We start from the raw sequence: 20954 nt of genomic DNA on the forward strand, positions 1-20954 counted from the left end.
GCCCCGCGCCACCGGGACCGGCGGCGCGGGGTCGGCCCTGCCCTAGACCGGCAGGCCCGGCGCGGGGAAGGCGGCCATCAGGTCGGCGACCTCGGCGCGGACGGCGGCGAGCGCGTCCTCGTCACCGGTGCCGGCGGCCGTCACGGCGCGGTCGATCCAGCCGGCGACCGCGGCCATGTGCTCCGTGCCGAGACCGCGGGAGGTCAGGGACGGGGTGCCGATGCGGATGCCGGAGGGGTCGAAGGGCTTCCGGGGGTCGTAGGGGACGGTGTTGTAGTTGACGACGATGCCCGCCCGGTCGAGCGCCTTCGCGGCGATCTTGCCGGGGACCTGCCGGGAGGTGAGGTCCATCAGGATCAGGTGGTTGTCGGTGCCGCCGGAGACCAGGTCGAAGCCGCGGGCGAGGAGCGCCTCGGCGAGGGCCCGGGCGTTGGCGACGACGGCGTGGGCGTAGTCGCGGAAGGACGGCAGGGAGGCCTCGCGCAGGGCGACGGCGATGGCGGCGGTGGTCTGGTTGTGCGGGCCGCCCTGGAGGCCGGGGAAGACGGCCTTGTCGAGGGCCTTGGCGTACTCGGCGCGGGACATCAGCATGGCGCCGCGCGGGCCGCGCAGCGTCTTGTGGGTGGTCGTGGAGATCACGTCCACGTGGCCGACCGGGGACGGGTGCGCGCCGCCCGCGATCAGCCCGGCGATGTGGGCGACGTCGGCGACGAGCACGGCACCGGCCTCGCGGGCGATCTCGCCGAAGGCGGCGAAGTCGATCGTGCGGGGCAGCGCGGTGCCGCCGCAGAAGATCACCTTCGGGCGCTCCTTGAGGGCGAGGTCGCGGACCTCGTCGAAGTCGATGAGGCCCGTGTCCTGGCGGACGCCGTACTGGACGCCGCGGAACCAGCTGCCGGTGGCCGAGACGCCCCAGCCGTGGGTGAGGTGGCCGCCCATGGGCAGGGCCATGCCCATGACGGTGTCGCCGGGCTTCGCGAAGGCGAGGTAGACGGCGAGGTTGGCCGGGGAGCCGGAGTAGGGCTGGACGTTGGCGTGGTCGACGCCGAAGAGGGCCTTGGCGCGCTCGACCGCGAGGGTCTCGACCTGGTCGATGTTCTGCTGGCCCTCGTAGTAGCGGCGGCCGGGGTAGCCCTCGCTGTACTTGTTCTGCAGGACGGTGCCGGAGGCTTCGAGGACGGCGGCGGAGACGTAGTTCTCGCTGGGGATGAGGCGGAGGGTCTCGGCCTGGAGCCGTTCCTCGGCGCCGACGAGGGCGGCGAGTTCGGGGTCGGCGGCAGTGAGTGCGGGGTGCTGTGGGGCGTTCACGACGGTGTCCTCCGGGCGTCGGTGGGTCCCGGGGCGCGGCGTGGGAGGCGCGGCGCCGCGCGGGACGTCGGTCCCGTGACGCCCAGGCGGGCGGCGTCTCGTGCGGTCTGCCGCGCACGGCTCCCCCGGGGTCGCTTCCCCGTACGCCAGTCGCCGTGCGTGTTCTCAGAGTAGCTCGCGCGTCGTCCGCGAGGTTTCCCGGTCCGGCATCCGAGCGACGATAGGAAAGGGGCCACACGCACCCCCCGAGCCGCAGGACGAACGGAGATCCCGTGTCGAGGACAGAAGACGCCATCGCTTCCGCGGACGCGCACAGCGCGCACAACTACCACCCCCTGCCGGTCGTCGTCGCTTCGGCGGACGGCGCCTGGATGACCGATGTCGAGGGGCGCCGCTATCTCGACATGCTCGCCGGCTACTCGGCGCTCAACTTCGGGCACGGCAACCGGCGTCTGCTCGACGCGGCGAAGGCCCAGCTGGAGCGCGTGACGCTGACCTCGCGCGCCTTCCACCACGACCGGTTCGCCGACTTCTGCACACAGCTCGCGGAGCTGTGCGGCAAGGAGGCGGTGCTGCCGATGAACACCGGCGCGGAGGCGGTCGAGACAGCCGTGAAGACGGCCCGGAAGTGGGGGTACGAGGTGAAGGGCGTGCCGGACGGGCACGCGAAGATCGTGGTCGCGGCGAACAACTTCCACGGCCGGACGACGACGATCGTCAGCTTCTCCACGGACCACGAGGCGCGGGACCACTTCGGTCCGTACACGCCGGGGTTCGAGATCGTGCCGTACGGGGACCTGACGGCGCTGGAGGCGGCGGTCACCGAGAACACGGTGGCGGTGCTGCTCGAACCGATCCAGGGCGAGGCGGGGGTCCTGGTGCCGCCGGCGGGCTATCTGGCGGGGGTGCGGGAGCTGACGCGGCGGCGGAACGTGCTGTTCATGGCGGACGAGATCCAGTCGGGCCTGGGCCGGACGGGGCGGACGTTCGCGTGCGAGCACGAGGGCGTGGTGCCGGACGTGTACGTCCTGGGGAAGGCGCTGGGCGGCGGGGTGGTGCCGGTGTCGGCGGTGGTCGCCGACCGTGACGTGCTCGGGGTGTTCCGGCCGGGCGAGCACGGGTCGACCTTCGGCGGGAACCCGCTGGCCTGCGCGGTGGCCCTGGAGGTGATCGCGATGCTGCGGACGGGCGAGTACCAGGAGCGGGCGGCGGAGCTGGGCGAGCACCTCCACGCGGAGCTGGGGCTGCTGGTGGGCGGCGGCGCGGTGGAGGCGGTGCGCGGCCGCGGCCTGTGGGCCGGGGTGGACATCGCGCCCTCGCACGGCACGGGCCGGGAGATCTCGGAGAAGCTGATGGAGCGTGGGGTCCTGGTGAAGGACACCCACGGCTCGACGATCCGGCTGGCGCCGCCGCTGGTGATCTCGAAGGAGGACCTGGACTGGGGTCTGGAGCAGCTGAGGGGGGTGCTGGCGGGCTGACGCCCCGGGCGCCCGAGGTGCCCCTTCGTCGTGCCGCGGAAGGCGCCCGGCGAGGGGGCACCGACGCCGACCCGTCCGCTTCGGGCCGGCGCCCTGCCGGGTGGGCGCCGGTGTCAGGTGGGCGCCGGTGTCGGGCCGGCGCCCTGCCAGGTGGGCGCCGGTGCCGGGCCGGCGCCCCTGCCGGGTCCGTGTCCCTAAAGGATCACGTGCGGCAGGAAGCGGGCGTACTCGTCGGTGACGAGCCCCGCCGACTCCCTGATGCCCAGTCCCGCCGCCTCGTCCTCGACGACCCACGCGCCGAGCACCACCCGGTTGCCGTCGAAGTCCGGCAGCGGGGCCAGCTCCTGGTAGCAGCAGGGCTCCCCGTCCCGTACGAACGGCTCCGTGCCGGCCTCGTGCAGCGTGACGCCCGCGCCCTCCCGGCCGAGCAGCGGCTTCGCGACCCAGCCGGTGGTCGTGGCGAGTTCTCGGGGCCCGTCGAGATAGGCGGGCAGCAGGTTGGGGTGCCCCGGGTACAGCTCCCACAGGATCGCGAGCAGCGCCTTGTTGGAGAGCAGCATCTTCCAGGCGGGCTCGATCCAGCAGGTCGTGCCGGTGCCGCCGCCGTTGTCGAGGGTGTCCAGGACGTGCCCGCCGAAGCGGTCGGTGGTCAGCCACTCCCAGGGGTAGAGCTTGAAGCAGCTGCGGATGAAGCGGAGCCGGTCGTCCACGAAGCGGCGCGAGAGCCGGTCCCAGCCGATCCGTTCGACGGAGAGCGCCTCGGTGTCGAGTCCGGCCTGCTGGGCGGTCTCGCGCAGGTACGCGACCGTCATCAGGTCCTCGCCCAGCTCGTCGCCGTCCGAGTGCGCGAAGTGCAGCGGGCCCGGGGGCAGCAGCGGGGCCTGGCGCTTCCAGGCGTCGACGAGCCGTTCGTGGAGGGAGTTCCACTGGTCGGCGCCGGGGAACCGTTCCTCCATCCAGAACCACTGCGGGCTCGCGGCCTCCACGAGCGAGGTGGGGGTGTCGGCGTTGTACTCCAGCATCCTGGCCGGGCCCGTACCGTCGTAGCGCAGGTCGAACCGCCCGTACAGGGAGGGGAGTTCGGCGCGGCGCCGCCAGGACTCGGCGACCAGGCCCGCCAGCTTCGGATCGGTGATCCCCAGCTCGGCGAAACGGTCCTGCTCGACGATGTGCGCGGCGGCCGCCAGGCACATCGCGTGCAGCTCCTCGACGACCTCCTCCAGCGCCTCGACCTCGGGCAGCGTGAAGGAGTAGTACGCGCTCTCGTCCCAGTAGGGGCGGAGCGAACCGTCCGGGTGCCGGGTCAGCGGGTAGACGAGCCCCTGCTCCTCCACGGTCTCCTGCCAGCCGGGGCGGGGTTCGATGGTGTGCCGTTCCATGGGCCGGGCCCCTCTCAGCCGCCGCCGGAACCGGAGCAGCCGAAGCCGCCGGTGTCCACGGCGGTCTTGTCGAAGCTGCCGCCGCTCACCCGCTTGTCGCGGACGGAACCGCCGTAGTAGTACGAACCGCGGTTGGTGCTGCCGTTGTCGTCGTCATCGCCGCCACCGCCACCGCTCTCGCAGCGGTAGCTGGGCAGTTCCTCCCGGGTCAGCGGATCCACGCACCGCTTGTCCGGTTCGGAGCCGCACGCGGTGATCGTCGCCGCGAGCACGCCCATCCCGCCGAGCACCACCGTGCTCGACCTCAGCCTCCGCATTCCGTCCGCCTCCCCTTCGCGCGCACGGCCACCGGGGCCGCGCCTGTCGCGCCCCGCGGTCACGCTTGTCGCGTCCACGCCTGTCGCGACCGCACAGTGTAGGCCGGTCGTTTCCGGCCGCGACCCGGCCGGGACCAGGCTGCCGCTCCGGCGACAGGACCTAGAGTCGTTTCGTGCTTCTCGGGATGATTTGTGCGCTCGCCTCGTCGGTCTGCTTCGGTGCGGCCTCGGTCCTCCAGGCGATGGCGGCCCGCGCCGCGCCGCCGGGGACCGGCAGCGGTGTCGACGTCGCCCTGATGTGGCGGGCGCTGCGCCAGTGGCGGTATCTCGCCGGCCTCGGCATGGACGGTCTGGGCTTCGTCCTGCAGATCGTCGCCCTGCGCACCCTCCCCATCTACGTGGTCGGCGCGGCCCTCGCCGCGAGCCTGGCGGTCACGGCGGTCATCGCCTCCCGGGTGCTGCGGGTGCGGCTCAGCCGGGTGGAGTGGGCCGCGGTGGCCGTGGTCTGCGCGGGACTCGCCCTGCTCGCGCTCGCCTCGGGGCGGGAGGGGCACCGGGACGGCTCGGACGCGCTGCGCTGGGCGCTCCTCGCGACGGCCTTCGGGGTGCTGCTGCTCGGCGTGGTCGGCGGCCGGCTGCCGCAGCGGTCCCGCGCCCTCGTCCTGGGCCTCGGGGCCGGGTTCGGCTTCGGGGTGGTGGAGGTGGCGGTCCGGCTGATCGACGGCATCGACCTCGCGGACCCCGTCTGGTACGCGCTCCTCGTGGGCGGCGGGGCCGCGTTCCTGCTGCTGACCTCGGCGCTCCAGCGCGGCGCGGTGACCACGGCCACGGCGGGCGCGGTGCTCGGCGAGACGATCGGCCCGGCGATCGTGGGCGTGGCCTGGCTCGGGGACACCACGCGCGAGGGCTACGGCTGGATGGCGGTCCTGGGCTTCGCGGTGGCGGTGGCGGGCTCCCTGACCCTGGCCCGCTTCGGCGAACCCCCGGAACCGGCCACCGTCGGGACCGAGGCGGCGCGGGACGCGGTCTAGGGCTTCGCCCCGACGCTTCGCCCCCCGGCGCTTCGTCGTCGGCTAGGGCCTAGTACTTCATCAGCGTCTCGAAGCCCACCGCGGAGCAGTACGCCGACACCCGGCCCTCCGCGTCCCGGTCGTCGTGGGCGACCGCCTGGGCGGTGTCGTCCAGGACGTGGCTGCCCTCGTGGTCGAGGTGCTCGCGGTCGACGACCTTCGCCGCGGAGAGCACCGCCGCGGCCATCAGCCCGGGGTCGTCGTCGTTGTCCCGCACGGCCGGGTCGTGGGCGAAGCGCTGCCAGGCCGACAGACGCGTGCAGTAGTCCTCCCGCCAGGCCGCGGCCTGTTCCGGATCGGGCTCCCGCGCGCCGCAGGCCGAGAGGAGACCCGTCAGGACCAGCGCGGCCACCACCAGGGCCTTCGGGCCGTTCGTCCTCCGCATCCGCGGCACCCCCTGTTGTCAGGGACAGGCTAGAGCCTGCCTCTGACGGCCGGACCCCGGGTCATCCCTGGGGCAGCACCCGGCACAGGCTCTGGAGGGCGCCCTGCCAGGCGCTGTCCGTCGGCGTGGCATAGCCGACGACCAGGCCGTCCAGGGTCGCGGGGACCCCGGGCCTGCGGAACTGGTTGACGCCCTGCACGGCGAGGCCGTGCCACGCGGCGGCGCGCAGGACCTCCTGTTCCGTGCCGGGCGGCAGGGCCAGGACCGCGTGCAGACCGGCCGCGATCCCGCTGACCCGGGTCTCGGGCGAGTGCGCGGCGACCGCCGCCACCAGCTGGTCGCGGCGGCGCCGGTAGCGCAGCCGCATCGCCCGGACGTGGCGGTCGTACGCCCCCGAGGCCAGGAACTCCGCGAACGCCAGCTGGTCCGGCGCCCCGCACACCCAGTCCACCGCCCCCTTCGCCGCCACCACCTCACCGGCCAGGCCGTCCGGCAGCACCATCCACGCCAGCCGGAGCCCGGGCGCGAGGGACTTGCTCGCGGTGCCGAAGTAGACGACACGGTCGGGGTCGAGGCCCTGGAGCGCGCCCACCGGCTGCCGGTCGTAGCGGAACTCCCCGTCGTAGTCGTCCTCCAGGACGAGGCCGCCCGAGGTCCGCGCCCAGTCGACGACCGCCGCGCGCCGGTCCGGTGGCAGCGCGCCGCCCAGCGGGAACTGGTGGGCCGCGGTCATGAGGACGGCGCCGGCGTCCCCGTCCGCCAGCGCCTCGACCCGGGTGCCGCGCCCGTCGAAGGGCAGCGCCGGGGTGCCGAGGCCCGCGCCGGTGAGGAGTCCGGCGTGGAGCCCGAGGCCGTACGACTCGACCGCCACGTCCCGTACGCCCCTGGCGCGCAGCACCTGGCCCATCAGCATCAGCCCGTGCACGAAACCCGCGCAGATCACGATCCGTTCGGGCCGGGCGTGGACCCCCCGGGCGCGGGCCAGGTACTCGGCGAGGACGGTGCGGAGTTCGATCCGGCCGCGCGGATCGCCGTACCCGAAGGCCTCGTTGGGGGCGGCGGTGAGGGCCCGCCGGTAGGCCTTGAGCCATTCGGCGCGCGGGAAGGACGCGAGGTCGGGGGTGCCGGCCTTGAGGTTGTGCGCGGGCGCGGAGGCGCGCGGCGGGGCGAGCCCGGCGGGCGGGACGGGGCGGGGGGTCCCGGCGGGCACGGCGGCCCCCGCGAGGCCGGTGGGCCGCGGGGAGGCCGTGCGGGAGCCCGCGCGGCGGGGTTCGGCCCGGCGCGGCTCGGCCCGGCGGGCGACCCGGGTGCCGGAGCCCTGGCGGGCCGTCAGCCAGCCCTCGGCGACCAGTTCGGCGTAGGCGTCGGCGACGGTGTTGCGGGCCATGCCGAGGTCGGCGGCGAGCGACCGGGAGGACGGCAGCCGGGTGCCGGCCGCCAGCCGCCCGCTGCGCACCGCCTCCCGCAGGGCGTCCATGAGGCCGGCCCGCAGGCGCGGTCCGCGCAGTTCCAGATGGAGGTCGGCCCCGAATATGGCCCACTCGTTTGCCATGGAAATGGACCATACTCCTGTGCCACCCGGCTCGTACGGTGAAGTCATGACCACGCACACCGACCTCGACGGAACCCCGGCCGCCGCGCCGGCCGAGTACGCCCACGAGCACGCCCCCCGGCTCCCCCTCGCCGAGCGCGTCCCGGAGTTCTACCGGGCCATGCTCCGCCTGGAGACGGCGGCGGCGAAGGACATCGACCCGACGCTCTACCACCTGATCAAGATCAGGGCCTCGCAGATCAACCACTGCGCGTTCTGCGTCGACATGCACACCAAGGACGCGCTCGCCGAGGGCGAGACCGTCGAGCGGATCGTGCAGCTCTCCGCCTGGGAGGAGTCCCGGCACTTCTACACCGAACGGGAACTGGCCGCCCTCGCGCTCACCGAGTCCGTCACCGTCCTCACCGACGGCTTCGTCCCCGACGCGGTGTACGCCCGCGCCGCCGCGCACTTCGACGAGACCGAACTCGCCCGGGTGATCGGCGCGATCGTCGTCATCAACGCCTGGAACCGGATCGCCGTCACGACCCGGATGACACCCGGCCACTACACCCCGCGCTCGGGATGAGCGGGACGGCGACCGGGACCGGGGAGGGGCGTGCGGCCGTCCTGCGCGCCCTCCACCGGGACCGCCCGGCGGAGGACCCGCTCGTCCTGCCCGGCCCGTGGGACGCGGTCAGCGCCCGCGCCTTCGAAGCCGCCGGATTCCCGGCGCTGGCAACGCCGAGCGCCGGTATCGCCGTCGCCCTCGGACACGAGGACGGGGCGACCCCGGCGGCGGAGATGTTCGCCGCCGTGGCCCGGATCGTCCGCGCGGTCTCCGTGCCCGTCACGGCGGACCTGGAGGGCGGGTACGGGCTCGCCCCGGACGAACTCGTCGAGCGTGTACGGGAGTCGGGGGCCGTCGGGGTGAACCTGGAGGACACCGGCCCGGACGGCCGCCTCAGGGACCCTCGGGCGCACGCCGACTGGCTGGCGGAGGTACGGGCGGCGGCGGGCCCCGGCCTCTTCCTCAACGCGCGCGTGGACACGTACATCCGGCGGGCGCCCGAGCCCGCGGCGGACGCGCTCGCCCGCGCCCTGCTCTACGCCGGGGCGGGCGCGGACTGCGTCTACCCGATCGCCGCCCCGCCGGGCGACCTCCCGCCGCTGCGCGCCGCGCTGGGCGATCTGCCGCTCAACGTCCTCGCCCTCCCGGGCGGCCCGTCCTTCGCCGAGCTCGGCCGGCTCGGCGCGAGCCGCGTCACCTTCGGCGACGGACTGTTGGTGCGCGCGGCGCGGGACCTGGCGGACCTGGCGGCGAAGGTCAGGGACGGCGGGGCGCTCTGAGCGGGGCAGTCCGGGCGGGGCTCTCCCAGCAGGGCGCTCCCAGCAGGGCACTCCTGGCGCGGCACTTCTAGCGCGGCACTTCTAGCGCGGCCGGAGCGGGAACAGCGGGTTCGGGGGTGCGCTGTTCCCGCTCCGGCCGCCGCCGTCCGTCATCCCGCGCCGGGGCGGAAGAACTTCAGCGCCCCGGTGAGGACTCCGCGCTGGCTCGGCCATTCGCTCTCCGGGCCTGCGGCCAGGATCGCGTAGTGGGTGCCGTCCGCGGCGAGGAAGGCCCGGTCGACCACCTTGCGGCGGCTGCCGTCCTCACGGGTGTACGCGTACACCAGCTCGGCCGCCCCGGTCGCGGCGCCCGGATCGCCGGTGACCCGTTCGAGCAGGATCTCGCGGTAGTCGGTCTTGTTCGCCCGGCCGTCCTCGGAGGCCGCGCGCAGGGCGTCGTACGGCGTCAGGCCGGGTTCGGTGACCACGTACACCTGGATCAGGCTCGTGCCGTCCGGCGCGGTGTAGAAGACGCCCTGGTCCGACTCGGTGCGGTTCCAGGTCAGGGGGACGGCGATCCGGAAGCCCGTGGGGTCGTCCACGAGGTGGGAGCCGGGCGGGGGGACGTCGTCCGAGGGCGCGGCGGAGGTGGGGTCACCGGTGCCGTCGGTCCCGTCCGTGCCGTCGGTCCCGTCGGTCGGCGTCGCGTCCCCGCTCCCGTCGGTCTCGGAGTCCGACGCGGACGGCGACACCGACACCGCGGACGGGGAGTCGCCGGCCGACGGGCTCTTCCCGTCGTCACCGTTCCAGAACAGCAGGCCGCCCACGAAACCCGCGACCAGGACGGCCACGGCCGCCCCCACCACGACGGCTGTACGCGGGCGGGCGCGCGTGCGTGCCGCCGGGCCGGCGTCGACCACGGAGTACTGCCAGCCGCCCGTCTCCGGCAGGTACGCGGGGGCGGGACCGGGAGCGGGGGCAGGCGCGGGGGCGTACGGCGGTGCGGCTTCCGGACCGTGCTCCGGCCCGTGCTCCGGCGCGGGTGCGGACGGGCCAGGACCGGTCTCCCAGCGCTGCGTCCCGTCGTTCCAGCGGGGCCCTCCCCCGGCCCCGTAGCCGCTCATCTCACCCTCCGAGCAGGGCCGCGACCGCTTGGCCCACGGCCACGCCCGAGGCGAGGATGCCGGTCACCGCGCCCGCGTCCCCCAGGGCCCGGCGCAGTCGGGTCAGCCGTCCGGTATCGGCCCGGCCGGTGCCCTCGATCTCGTCCTCGGCGTCGGAGAGTTCGGCGTCGAGGGCGGCGGTCCGCTCGGTGGGGACGACCCCTTCGAGATCGGCGCGGAGCCTGCGGACGGCCAGGAGCAGTTCCTCGTGGGCCGGGTCGCGGTCCGGCGGGGTGCCGTACACGGTGTGGGTGACGGTGTTGTGGTCGCCGATGGTGACGTTGCCGCCGGTGTTGGTGATCCGGATGTCGCCACGGGCCCGCTCGCCGCCGGTCCCGGTGCCCGTTCCGTTGTCCTGTTCAGCCACGGTTGCCTCCGGTGGTCGCCTGGGTGAAGGTCTTGCTGGTGACGGTGTTGTGGTTGCCGAGGGTGACGTTGCCCCGGGTGTTCTCGATGAACGTGCCGCCCTCGGCGACGTGCACGATCCGCTGCTCGAACTCGGCCGTCTCGTACCCCGCTTCGCGCAGCGCGGACGTCACCCCGTTGGTGACCCGGTCCTGCACGCTCTTCAGATAGCGGCTGACGTCCATCTCCTGGAAGAGGGACGCCTCGTCGTCGGAGCCGAGCTCGCGGACCGAGAGCCCGGGCCCCTCGGGCAGCGCGCGGGCGTGGCCGCCGGTGAGCAGCCGCCAGGCGTGCCCGAGGGAACGCCCGATCGTGACCAGGGCCTGCCCTGCCGAGCGCGGGGTCTGCCCGAGCGCCCAGACGGCCTTGCCGAAGGTGTGGTTGTGCCGGTAGCGGTGGGCGATCCGGTCGGCGTACCGGTAGAGCGGCTTCACCGGCCGCAGCACGTGCGGCGCGACCTCCAGCATCAGCATCCCGCCCTGGGTGTGGACGCGGACGAAGACGGTGGTGACGATCTCCTCGTCCCAGCCGCCGACCCGGATGCGCAGGAAGTGACGGCGGGCCTCGCCGCCCTCCTCGATCGAGCCCGAGCGGTGCCGCTCGTACCCCTCGGGGCTGTACGGGGCGGCGGTGCGGGCCGGCAGCCCGTCGACCGGCAGGAAGACGACCTCGTCGATCTCCAGCTCGCGCAGCCGGTCCCGTACCGCTTCCCTGAGCTGCGGCGAACCGTGCGGCGACGGCACGCGCAGCGCCTCCACCAGCGGGACGACGTGCCGCATGACGGCGCTGTTGTCGAGCGGCTCGGGGCCGTCCTCCCCGAGGTCCGCGCGCGGGCGCAGCTCGACGGAGAGCGACCAGGGCTCGTACGGCTCACCGGCGCCGCAGAACGGGTCGTCGGCCCCGTACATGACGAGCCGGGCGTGCTGCTCGACCCTGATCCGGTCGCGCAGCCTGCGGAACCTGACTCCCTCGGCGCGCTCGGCCGGGTCGGAGTGCTGGTCGGGGAAGCGGTCCCGGGACAGTTCCTCGGTGAGCGCGCGGGCGAACTGGCCGCGCTGGGTGGCCACCGCCCAGGCGACGAGCAGCGGCACGGCGAGGGTGATCCACACCTCCGCCCTGCCGATCCCCCAGATCTCCTCGGCGGCGACGCTGACGCCGAGGCCGAGGAGTTCGCCGAACCCGAGGTCGTCGCCGTACCCGCCGCCGTAGCCGTCGCCGAGGAACTCCCCGCCGCGCTCCAGGTCGCCGAAGGCCAGCAGGAGGAGCAGCAGCGCGGACTGGACGAGCATCAACCGCCCGTACCAGCGCAGCACGAAGGCCGGGACGACCCGGTACACGGGGGCGGTGGCGGAGCGCCCGCGGATCCAGCGGCCCAGGCCGAGGACGAGGAACGGCACGATCAGCAGGCCGATCAGACCCTTGGTCAGCGGCAGCGCGATGATCCAGAGGGCCAGGATGCCGGCGGCCCAGCCGAGTTCGACGCGGCGGGCGCGCAGCGCGTGGGCGAGGACGCGGCTCGCGTCGAAGCCGAGGGAGGGGGCGGCGAAGCGCTCCTCGTGGACGTAGAGCTCGTCGACGACCGCGTCGCGGAAGGCGTCGTCGAGGTAGGCGCCGGCGCAGAGCAGCCGGGTCGCCTCGCTGGTGGCCGGTGTCCGGCGCGGGCCGAGGGCCGCCGGCGCGCCCGGCGGCGGTGTGGGTGGCCCTTCGGGCTGCCGGGGTACGAACGATGACGCCATGACTCCCCCGAGGATGCGGCAACTGTCCCTGCGTACGGCCCACTTGACGGCGAACCGGTGGGCCAGCATAGGGGAGCCGGGGGTGCCCTGTCGGCTGGAAATGACGGCGCCCCCGGTCCGTACGGTCGGTCGTACGGGCCGGGGGCGCCGAGCAGGGGGAGCCCTGGTGGAGCGGGGCTCGGATCAGGCCTTGGCTCGAATCGTGCCTTGGCTCGGATCAGGCCGGGGCTCAGATGAGGCCGAGCTCGCGGACCGCGTCGCGCTCCTCGGAGAGCTCCTTCACGGAGGCGTCGATGCGGGTGCGGGAGAACTCGTTGATCTCCAGGCCCTGGACGATCTTGTACTCGCCACCCTCGCAGGTGACGGGGAAGGAGGAGATGAGACCCTCCGGCACGCCGTACGAGCCGTCCGACGGGATGCCCATGGAGGTCCAGTCGCCGGCCGCGGTGCCGTTGACCCACGTGTGGACGTGGTCGATGGCGGCGTTGGCGGCGGAGGCCGCGGAGGACGCGCCACGGGCGTCGATGATCGCGGCGCCGCGCTTGGCGACGGTCGGGATGAAGGTGTCGGCCAGCCACGCCTCGTCGCCCACGACCTCGGCGGCGTTCTTGCCGGCGATCTCCGCGTGGAAGATGTCCGGGTACTGGGTCGCCGAGTGGTTGCCCCAGATGGTGAGGCGCTTGATGTCCTCGACCGAGGAGCCGGTCTTCTGGGCCAGCTGCGTCAGCGCGCGGTTGTGGTCCAGACGGGTCATGGCGGTGAAGCGCTCGGCCGGCACGTCCGGGGCGGCGGCCTGGGCGATCAGGGCGTTGGTGTTGGCCGGGTTGCCGACGACGAGGATCTTGATGTCGTCCGCGGCGTTGTCGTTGATGGCCTTGCCCTGCGGCTTGAAGATGCCGCCGTTGGCGGCGAGCAGGTCGCCGCGCTCCATGCCCGGGCCGCGCGGACGGGCGCCGACGAGCAGGCCGATGTTGGCGCCCTCGAAGCCCTTGTTCGGGTCGTCGAAGATGTCGATGCCCTTGAGCAGCGGGAACGCGCAGTCGTCGAGCTCCATGGCGGTGCCCTCGGCGGCCTTCACGCCCTGCGGGATCTCGAGGAGGCGCAGCTTGACCGGCACGTCCGCGCCGAGCAGGTGGCCGGAGGCGATGCGGAAGAGCAGCGCGTAGCCGATCTGGCCGGCCGCGCCGGTCACGGTGACATTCACGGGAGTGCGGGTCATGGCGATCTCCGTAAGACAGCTGGCGGTGGGGGTTCCTGCCCCTGGTGCGGGATAGCTCTCTTGATCGATCGGTGTCTCGACATGAAGAGATATCCAGCGGTCAGGCTATCCGACCCGGACCCCGGCGAATCCCCACCCCCTTGTGGTCCGGCTCACTGCCGCGCGCCCGCGCGCGTGTCCGGGCCCGCGTCCGCCCGCGTGTCCGGTGCCGGGTCCGCCCGCGTGTCCGGCCGTACGGCGGCCGTACGTCAGTCGCCCGCGGTGCAGCCCTCGCGGCCGTTCGCGAGCGCGCCGCAGGCCCGTGCGGCCGTGCCGGATCCGACGGCGACCATCGGCGTGTACGCGTCGGTCGCCGCCGCCGTGTCGGCGTCCGGGGCGACGGTGGCGTTCCTGACGGTGCTCGCGGCCTCGACGCTCACGGTGTCCCCGGGGGCGGCTCCGGTGATCCGGGCCCAGGCGGCCCCGCAGGTGCCGCTGTAGCGGACCTCGATCAGGGCCGTGCCCACGCGCGCGCGGGCGACGGTCGTGGCGAGCTCGCCGCCGCAGCCCATGGCCTCCGGGTCCTGCCCGGTGCAGTCGGCGCCCGCGCACCTCACGCCCGGGGGGAGGCTGGGGGGCCGGGTGGCGGGCGGGGCGGTGGTGGGCGACGGGGCGGCCGCCCGGTCGTCCGCTCCGTCGGAACCGCCGAGGTCGACGAGGAGCAGGGCGGCGGTGACGACGAGCAGGGCGCCGAGCGTGCCGACGACGTAGAGGAGGACGCGGTGGCGGCGGGAGGCGGGGGTGGGAGCAGGGGTGGAGACAGGAGCGGGAGCGGGGGTGGGGGCGGCGGCGGGATCGGGGGCGGGCGCAGGGCTCGGCAGGTCGATGCGCCGGATCTGCATCGTGCGGTCGCTCTCGTCGTGGCGGTCGTCGCGGGCCCGACGGTCACCGTCACCACGGCCACTGTCACGGTCGCCGTCACCACGGGCACCGCCCCCGGCCGTCGGCGCACTCCCGCCCCCGCCCTCGCCGGCGACCCGGCCGGACCACACCCGTTCCGCCCGCTCCCAGTGGGCCGCGAGGCCTCCCGAGTCGCTGCCCGTGACGTCGGCGAGTGCCATGACGGCGCTACGGGGCACGGGTTGACGGGCGTTCAGAAAGGCGTCCCATACGGCCCGTTCGTGTCCGGTGCGTTCGGCGACGGCCGCGACGGCGAGGCCGCTGCGGTCGACGAGACGGCGGAGCAGCTCGGTGAACGCGCGGACGTCCGGATCGAGTTCGTCGGGCAGCGTCTTCCAGCCAGGCATGTGCGGTCCCCCTTGTCCCGTACCCCTCGCGACTCCCTGCTGCCCCGAAGAATGGCAGGTCCGGAGGCGACGCGCGCCCCGGATGCGGATCCGAGGTAGCGGAATGGTCACTTCCGTGCCACAGCGCCCCGACGGCACTTGCCGCACGTTGGCGCGTACATGACCCTTGATCACAGCGGCGCCCGCCCTCCCACGGGGGAGAGGGCGGGCGCCGTGTCTCAAACGCTGCGGGCCGGGGTCCGGCTTCCGGCCGGGTGCGGACCCTAGGTCACCGTGAGATGGAGGATCTCCTCCAGGAACGGGATCTTCAGCCAGGGCCCGGGCTGCACCATGAGCGCGAGCAGCACGATCAGGCCACCCATCACCCCGTACGTGATCATGTCCGTGAAGCGGGACCGGACGGCCAGCATGCCCACGGAGGGCAGCACCCGGCGCATCACGGCCCCCACCAGGAGCGCGGCGCCGATCAGCATCGCGCCGACCCGGAAGGCCTGCGGGAAGGGGTCCGTCCCCACCACGAGCAGCCCGGTCCCGGCGAGCGTGAGCACGGTGAGCAGCGGCCACTGGCGGGCGGGCGCGGAAGCGTCCCCGGGGGCTGCCCGGCCGCCGCCCTCGGGCCGCGCGGTGTCGGTGGTGACGGTCGCCGGGCGCTTCCGCCCGCCGCCGGCGGAGGCCTCCGCCGGCGCTTCCGTACCGTCCGGGTTCCCCGGCGTTCCCGGATTCCCCGGGGTCCCCGAGGTCATGTCAGAGCGCCGCGGCCGCGCGCTCCGCGGCCTCGACGACGTTGACGAGGAGCTGGGCGCGGGTCATCGGGCCGACGCCGCCGGGGTTCGGGGAGATCCAGCCGGCCACCTCGGCGACGCCCGGGTGCACATCGCCGACGATCTTGCCCTCGCCGTTGCGGGAGACGCCGACGTCGAGGACGGCGGCGCCCGGCTTCACGTCCTCCGGCTTGATCAGGTGGGGCACACCGGCCGCCGCGACGATGATGTCGGCGTTGCGCAGGTGGGCGGAGAGGTCCCGGGTGCCGGTGTGGCACTGGGTCACGGTCGCGTTCTCCGAGCGGCGGGTGAGCAGCAGCGGCATCGGGCGGCCGATGGTGACCCCGCGTCCGACGACCACGACCTCGGCGCCGTTGATCTCGACGCCGTGGCGGCGGAGGAGGGTGATGACGCCGTTGGGCGTGCAGGGCAGCGGGGCGGGCTCGTTGAGGACGAGCCGGCCGAGGTTGGTGGGGTGCAGACCGTCCGCGTCCTTGGCGGGGTCCATCAGCTCCAGGATGCGGTTCTCGTCGATGCCCTTGGGCAGCGGGAGCTGGACGATGTACCCGGTGCAGGCCGGGTCCTCGTTGAGCTCCTGGACGACGGCCTCGATCTCCTCCTGCGTGGCGTCGGCGGGCAGGGTGCGCTGGATCGAGGCGAGCCCGACCTCCGCGCAGTCCCGGTGCTTGCCGGCCACGTACTTCTGGCTGGCCGCGTCGTCGCCGACGAGGACGGTGCCGAGTCCGGGTGTGATGCCCTGCTCCTTGAGGGCCGCCACACGGACGGTCAGATCGGACTTGATCGCGGCTGCGGTGGCCTTGCCATCGAGAATCTGGGCGCTCATGGAGACATCCTCCCGGATGACCCCCGCCTTGTTCCAATTCGCTCGGGCCGGGCACCCTCTCGCACGGCGCGGAAGGTTGCACTCGCACAACTGCGCCGGGTAACGACTGGACAAAAAGTCGACGCAGCGCCGACGATGATCCGCGTAGTACCGCGGAAAGTGCCGGGGGGAATCCGCTCACATGCCGTGAAACGTCCTCCGCGCGGGCCGCGTCGTCCCCGCACAGAGAAATTCACGGAGGAACCCCGGAATGAGCTTCGGCGACCCGAACAACCCTTACGGCCAGCCGCAGGGCCAGGGCCAGCAGCCCGGTTACGGCTACCCGCAGCAGGCCCCCCAGGGCGTGCCGCCGCAGCAGGGGTACGGCTACCCGGCGGCCCCGCCGGTCTCCCCGTACGGCGGCGGTTACCCGCAGGGCCCGGTCAAGATGCCCGGACTGATGACCACCGCGCGGGTGCTGTTGTTCATCATCGGCGGCCTCCAGCTCATCGGAGCCGTCGTCATGGGCATCGGGATCGCCGCGGCCTCCAGCACGATCGACGACTCGGACACCGCGACGGGCCTCGCCGGGCTGGGCTTCGTCCTCGTCGCCCTGCTCGCGGTCATCGGCGGCCTGTCGATCTTCCTCGGCGTGAAGTTCTCGACCGGCGGCACCGCGATCCGCGTGATCACGATCATCTACGCCTCGCTGATGCTCGTCGGCGCGCTCGGCAACTTCGCCGGCGGCCAGCCCAGCGGCGTCTTCGGCGGCATCGTCAGCCTCGCCATCGGCGGCATCATCCTGGCCTCGATGGTCGGCGGACAGGCCTCCGCCTGGTTCAACCGCAACAAGCAGCAGTACTGATCCACGGACGAAGGGCCCGGTTCCCCACGGAACCGGGCCCTTCGTGCGTGCGCGCCGCGTCTCACACCCTCTTGAGCACCGCGAAGCCGTCCGAGCGGTGCACGATCTCGTACCGCGCCTCCGGATGCAGTTGCGAAGCCAGCTGCGCCGGGTCGGAGACCTGCTGCGACCAGCCGCGCAGGTCGAAGGCGAGATAGTCCGGGTCGACGTCCCCCGAGGTGCCCACCCAGTAGACCCGGTGGTCCGCCGTGAGGTGCGCGAGGAGCGAGACGTCGGCCTCGACGCTCACCCCGTCCGGCACCGCGTCGACCGCCGCCCGCGCCTGCTCGGTGCGGGTGTCCGTCCGGTACGTCTCCGGCTTCGTCAGCTCGCGCAGCGGCAGGTTCGCGGCGAGGACGAGCGCGACCGCCGTCGCGACGGGGACGACGACCTTCCCGTACGAGACGAGCCACGCGCGCGGTGAGGTGCGTACGGAGCGGGCGCCGTCCACCAGGGCGAGGAACACGACCGGCATCAGGATCGCGCTGTAGTGCCAGTGCATGCCCCAGTGGTTCGGGTCCTGGGAGAGGAAGCGCCAGCCGAGGGTCGGCAGGACGAGAAGGATCAGCGGGGACCGCAGGGCCAGGAAGCCGGTGATGGCGAGCAGGTAGAACACCATCTCCCAGCGCTCGCCCGAGGCGAGCGCGTCACCGATGACCTGCCCGAAGGAGGTCTCGGTGCCCTGCCCGGTCTTCTCGATCTTGGACCAGTAGTCGTACTCGCCGACCCGGCTCGCCGCCGGGATCAGGACGAGGACGGTCAGCGCGAAGGCGGCCGTGCCGAAGCCGGCCACGGCCGCGCCGAGCCGCTTCTGCCCCTTCAGGAAGAGCACCGCGCCGACCATGGCGACGGTCAGCCCCATGTCCTCCTTGACGAGGACCAGCGGGGCCGCCCAGGCGGCGGCGGCGGTCCAGCGTCCGAGGAGCAGGGCCCGGCAGGTCAGGGCGAGCAGCGGGACGGCGAAGGCGATCTCGTGGAAGTCGGACTTCACCGCCTCCTGGAGCCCCCAGGACAGCCCGTACGCGACGGTGAGCCCGATGCCCGCGGCGCGGCTGCCCAGGATCTGCTGGGTGGTCCGGCCGACGACGACGGCTCCGGCGGCGAACAGCGCGGCCTGCGCGAAGAGCAGGGCGACCGGTGAGGGCCAGATCCAGTACAGCGGCGCGAGGAGCGCGGTGACCGGGCTGAAGTGGTCGCCGAGTATCTGGAAGCCGGGGCCCTTGATGTCGACGACGGGGGCCCGGAACTCGGCGTACGCCCTGACAGACTGCCCGAAGATCCCGAGGTCCCAGGACGGGGTGCGGAAGTGCGCGTACTGGACCCACGAGTACAGGAAGTACAGGCCGCACAGGACGCCCGCGAGGATCAGGTACGGGCGGAGCGGGGCGGGCGGGAGGCCGTCCGGCGACTCGGTGCCGCCGGGGCCGGGAGCGCCGGTGACGGCCTCCTCGGCGGACCTGTTCTGTACGTCCAACACCACGCCCCCACTACTGGTGGTCGACAAAAGAGCAACCCATTAGACCAGAGTCCACCCGATCGGCGGATCTGTCGCCGCCGGGGGCCGGGTGACGGACCGGCGACCCTCGGTGACGTTCTGCGTTCGTTTATCGCGGCTTCCTAGCCTGACGGCGCAGACCTCGGGGAAAGGAAGCGTCATGTACAGCATCATCGTGGTGCCCGCACACGCCGCCGACCCCGGGAGCCAGGTCAGGCTGGCGCCCGGCGAAAGGCTCCACTTCGGCCGCACCGCCCCCCACACGGCAGGCGGACGGCGTCATCTGGACATCCCCCACCCCGGGGTGTCCAGGACCGCCGGAGAGATCGGCGCGACCGCGAGCTACTGGACCCTCAGCAACTTCAGCACCGCATCCACCTACGTGGTCGAGAACCCGGAGGGCGCCGGGGAGCACATCAAGATCGCCCCGGGACGGGTCGACGCCCCTGTGCCGTTCGAGTTCTCCCGGGTCGTTCTGCCCGCGGGCGGCGACCTGCTCGACTTCAGCGTCTGGGCGCCCCGCCACGACTACGTGGAACGCGCGCACACCGCAGGGGACGGCGAGCCGACCGCGCTCGCCTTCCCTCTCGACCGCTCCAAGCGCTACTTCCTCGTGCTCGCCGCACTCTGCGAGTCCCGGCTGCGCGGCGAGCCGCACGCGCCGCTGCCGACGGTCGAACAGATCGTGGGGCGGCTGCGAACGCTGTGGCCGGCGGTGAACCGCGCCTCCGTGCAGTGGAACATCGACTACCTGGCCGTGAAGCTACGGCTCAAGCCCGGCCCGGACACCGCCGACGCGGGACCGCGCCTCAACGGCAAGAAGGAGTCCCTGGTCTCGCTCGCCCTCCGCTTCGACCTCGTCCGCGAGGACGACCTGTCGGCCCTGGCGGCGCTGCCGGCCCCGACGGCCTCGACGGCTCAGGCGGCTCCGACCGCCCCGGCGGAGGAGCGATGAGCGTCGTCCCCCTCGACTCCTTCCCGCTCACCGTGGACCCGGGCTACCGGGTCGGCGGATGGACCGTCGGCCGGCCGCTCGGCGCCGGCGCCTTCGCCAGCGTGTACGCGGCGCAGCGGACCGCGGGCGAAGGCGAGAGCGACGGGGACCTCCCCGAGACGGCGGCGCTCAAGTTCCTGCCGACCGGCACGTGCACCCCGCGCGGACTGCGCCACCTCAAGGACCTCGCGGAGCGAGAGGTCGAGCTGCTGAGCCGGTTACGGGCCCCCCGGCTCGTCCGGCTGTACGAGACGCTCACCGTCGACGACCCCGGCAACCCGGAACTGGACGGCACCACCGTCCTCGTACTCGAAGCGGCCGAACGCTCCCTCCACGCTCTCCTGGCCGAGGCCGACACAAAGACCGATCCCGATACCAGGACCACCCCCCTCCCCGAAGGCCCCGCCCTCCTCGTGCAGATCTGCGAGGGCCTCCACCAGCTCCACGACGCCGGCTGGGTCCACGGCGACCTCAAACCGGGCAACGTGCTCCTGATGGCCGACGGCGGCGTACGGCTCGGCGACTTCAGCACCGCCTGCGAGCTGGAGGGCACCCACGCCTACGGTCCCGGGTTCGCCACGCCGGACTACACCCCGCCCGAGCTGCTCTGGCCCGAGACGGGCGCCCGCGGCGTCCGGGTCCGGCCGAGTGGCGACATCTGGGCCTTCGGCGTCCTCGCCCACCTCGTCCTCACCGGCACCCACCCGCTCCCCGGCGGCACCCCAGCCGCCCGCCGCGACGCCGTCCTCCGCTACGCCCGCGGCACCGAGGACCTGCGCCTCTCCCCCACTCTGCCCGAACCCTGGCGCCGGATCGTCGCCGACTGCCTCGGCCGCACCCACGAGTCCCGCGCCCCGCACGACGCCACCCTGCTCCTGGAGCGGGTACGGGAGGCGGCGCAGGGCCGACTGCCCCGGCGGCCCGGCCGTACGCGGGCACTGGTCCGCGGAACAGTGCTGGTCACGGCGGGTACGGCGCTCGGTCTCACCGCGGGCCTGATCGCCTGGGGCGGCGGGGGCCCGGAGCCGGGCTACGAACGCTGTACGCCCGGAGCCGTGTGCTTCTTCAGCCAGCGGGACGGCAAGGGCGAGATGTGCCTGTGGCAGGGCGGTGCGACGGACTGGGCCGCCGAGACGCGGTGTGCCTGGGCGAGCACCGGCCCGGTCGTCTCGGCGTACAACAACGGCTTCGGCCCCCAGGAGGGGACGGTGCTGCCGGACCTGGAGTTCTACACCGCGACCGGACACCGGCAGCTCCTCGGCTGCCTGCGCAAGGGAACCCGGATCGACTTCGCGGTGCCCGTGCGACCCCGCTCGCACGAGTGGGTCAAGCGGTGCACCGCACCCTCTGAGTTCTGAGTACGCGCGGGGC

The 20954-nt window shown here is 73.7% G+C and carries 19 protein-coding genes, 1 pseudogene and 1 riboswitch; of the genes and pseudogenes, 7 read left to right on the forward strand and 13 right to left on the reverse strand.

The features are described 5' to 3' along the window. Nucleotides 1-42: 42 nt before the first annotated feature. On the reverse strand, nucleotides 43-1308 hold the full coding sequence (glyA, locus tag ASD33_RS01765; protein ID WP_056552092.1) for a serine hydroxymethyltransferase: 1266 nt from the start codon (nucleotides 1306-1308) through the stop codon (nucleotides 43-45). A gap of 73 nt (nucleotides 1309-1381) precedes the next feature. Further along, nucleotides 1382-1472: riboswitch (ZMP/ZTP riboswitch) on the reverse strand. 108 nt (nucleotides 1473-1580) lie between these two features. On the opposite strand from glyA, the gene rocD reads away from it, so the two are divergent. Then, nucleotides 1581-2786, forward strand: coding sequence for an ornithine--oxo-acid transaminase (gene rocD / locus ASD33_RS01770; protein WP_056552095.1), 1206 nt, complete (start codon nucleotides 1581-1583; stop codon nucleotides 2784-2786). A 194-nt stretch (nucleotides 2787-2980) separates the two neighbouring features. Here the strand turns inward: rocD and ASD33_RS01775 are convergent, their stop codons facing one another. Further along, a complete protein-coding gene (locus ASD33_RS01775) occupies nucleotides 2981-4165 on the reverse strand; it encodes a glutathionylspermidine synthase family protein (RefSeq protein WP_056552098.1) in 1185 nt (394 codons plus the stop codon). Nucleotides 4166-4179: 14 nt separating this feature from the next. Beyond that, complete coding sequence (locus ASD33_RS01780) at nucleotides 4180-4482, reverse strand: hypothetical protein (protein ID WP_056552101.1); 303 nt, start codon at nucleotides 4480-4482, stop codon at nucleotides 4180-4182. Between the two features lie 185 nt (nucleotides 4483-4667). Between ASD33_RS01780 and ASD33_RS01785 the strand changes: the two genes are divergently transcribed. After that, on the forward strand, nucleotides 4668-5513 hold the full coding sequence (locus tag ASD33_RS01785; protein WP_056552104.1) for a hypothetical protein: 846 nt from the start codon (nucleotides 4668-4670) through the stop codon (nucleotides 5511-5513). Between the two features lie 49 nt (nucleotides 5514-5562). Here the strand turns inward: ASD33_RS01785 and ASD33_RS01790 are convergent, their stop codons facing one another. After that, nucleotides 5563-5937, reverse strand: coding sequence for a hypothetical protein (locus ASD33_RS01790; protein WP_056552107.1), 375 nt, complete (start codon nucleotides 5935-5937; stop codon nucleotides 5563-5565). 61 nt (nucleotides 5938-5998) lie between these two features. Continuing rightward, nucleotides 5999-7489, reverse strand: a complete 1491-nt coding sequence (locus ASD33_RS01795) for a PLP-dependent aminotransferase family protein (protein WP_056552110.1) — start codon at nucleotides 7487-7489, stop codon at nucleotides 5999-6001. A 46-nt stretch (nucleotides 7490-7535) separates the two neighbouring features. On the opposite strand from ASD33_RS01795, the gene ASD33_RS01800 reads away from it, so the two are divergent. Further along, a complete protein-coding gene (locus ASD33_RS01800) occupies nucleotides 7536-8057 on the forward strand; it encodes a carboxymuconolactone decarboxylase family protein (RefSeq protein ID WP_056552113.1) in 522 nt (173 codons plus the stop codon). Then, nucleotides 8054-8818: an isocitrate lyase/phosphoenolpyruvate mutase family protein gene (locus tag ASD33_RS01805; protein WP_056552117.1), complete on the forward strand. Its 765-nt coding sequence runs from the start codon at nucleotides 8054-8056 to the stop codon at nucleotides 8816-8818. Before ASD33_RS01800 ends, ASD33_RS01805 begins: the two co-directional genes overlap by 4 nt. Nucleotides 8819-8967: 149 nt before the next feature. On the opposite strand, the gene ASD33_RS01810 is transcribed toward ASD33_RS01805, so the two are convergent. The 7 genes and pseudogenes from ASD33_RS01810 to ASD33_RS01840 all read right to left on the reverse strand — a co-directional run bounded on the left by ASD33_RS01810 (nucleotide 8968) and on the right by ASD33_RS01840 (nucleotide 16211). Beyond that, on the reverse strand, nucleotides 8968-9921 hold the full coding sequence (locus ASD33_RS01810; RefSeq protein WP_056552120.1) for a hypothetical protein: 954 nt from the start codon (nucleotides 9919-9921) through the stop codon (nucleotides 8968-8970). Nucleotide 9922: 1 nt separating this feature from the next. Beyond that, nucleotides 9923-10327, reverse strand: a complete 405-nt coding sequence (locus tag ASD33_RS01815) for a hypothetical protein (protein ID WP_056552123.1) — start codon at nucleotides 10325-10327, stop codon at nucleotides 9923-9925. Beyond that, complete coding sequence (locus tag ASD33_RS01820; protein WP_056552126.1) at nucleotides 10320-12101, reverse strand: hypothetical protein; 1782 nt, start codon at nucleotides 12099-12101, stop codon at nucleotides 10320-10322. Before ASD33_RS01820 ends, ASD33_RS01815 begins: the two co-directional genes overlap by 8 nt. Before the next feature lie 229 nt (nucleotides 12102-12330). Next, nucleotides 12331-13320 carry a malate dehydrogenase gene (locus ASD33_RS01825; protein ID WP_056552129.1) on the reverse strand — a complete coding sequence of 330 codons (990 nt, stop codon included), beginning with the start codon at nucleotides 13318-13320 and terminating at the stop codon, nucleotides 12331-12333. A 248-nt stretch (nucleotides 13321-13568) separates the two neighbouring features. Beyond that, nucleotides 13569-14606 (reverse strand): DUF2690 domain-containing protein, encoded by a 1038-nt coding sequence (locus ASD33_RS01830; RefSeq protein WP_056552132.1) that lies wholly within the window; start codon nucleotides 14604-14606, stop codon nucleotides 13569-13571. Between the two features lie 263 nt (nucleotides 14607-14869). Next, nucleotides 14870-15247 (reverse strand): annotated as a pseudogene (locus tag ASD33_RS01835) (DUF3017 domain-containing protein); the annotation flags it as partial. Between the two features lie 103 nt (nucleotides 15248-15350). Continuing rightward, nucleotides 15351-16211 (reverse strand): bifunctional methylenetetrahydrofolate dehydrogenase/methenyltetrahydrofolate cyclohydrolase, encoded by an 861-nt coding sequence (locus ASD33_RS01840; protein WP_056552138.1) that lies wholly within the window; start codon nucleotides 16209-16211, stop codon nucleotides 15351-15353. A gap of 250 nt (nucleotides 16212-16461) precedes the next feature. Here ASD33_RS01840 and ASD33_RS01845 point away from each other — a divergent pair, with 250 nt between their 5' ends. After that, the gene (locus tag ASD33_RS01845; RefSeq protein WP_056552141.1) at nucleotides 16462-17055 is read left to right on the forward strand and encodes a hypothetical protein; all 594 of its coding nucleotides are present in this window, start codon (nucleotides 16462-16464) and stop codon (nucleotides 17053-17055) included. A gap of 61 nt (nucleotides 17056-17116) precedes the next feature. Here the strand turns inward: ASD33_RS01845 and ASD33_RS01850 are convergent, their stop codons facing one another. Continuing rightward, nucleotides 17117-18571, reverse strand: coding sequence for a DUF2079 domain-containing protein (locus tag ASD33_RS01850; RefSeq protein ID WP_107103628.1), 1455 nt, complete (start codon nucleotides 18569-18571; stop codon nucleotides 17117-17119). A gap of 178 nt (nucleotides 18572-18749) precedes the next feature. Here ASD33_RS01850 and ASD33_RS01855 point away from each other — a divergent pair, with 178 nt between their 5' ends. Both ASD33_RS01855 and ASD33_RS01860 read left to right on the forward strand, forming a co-directional pair. Continuing rightward, nucleotides 18750-19544: a hypothetical protein gene (locus tag ASD33_RS01855; RefSeq protein ID WP_056552147.1), complete on the forward strand. Its 795-nt coding sequence runs from the start codon at nucleotides 18750-18752 to the stop codon at nucleotides 19542-19544. Continuing rightward, on the forward strand, nucleotides 19541-20941 hold the full coding sequence (locus ASD33_RS01860) for a protein kinase (protein WP_056552150.1): 1401 nt from the start codon (nucleotides 19541-19543) through the stop codon (nucleotides 20939-20941). Before ASD33_RS01855 ends, ASD33_RS01860 begins: the two co-directional genes overlap by 4 nt. The last annotated feature ends 13 nt before the right edge of the window (nucleotides 20942-20954 follow it).

Source organism: Streptomyces sp. Root1304, assembly GCF_001426405.1.
Lineage (GTDB): Bacteria > Actinomycetota > Actinomycetes > Streptomycetales > Streptomycetaceae > Streptomyces.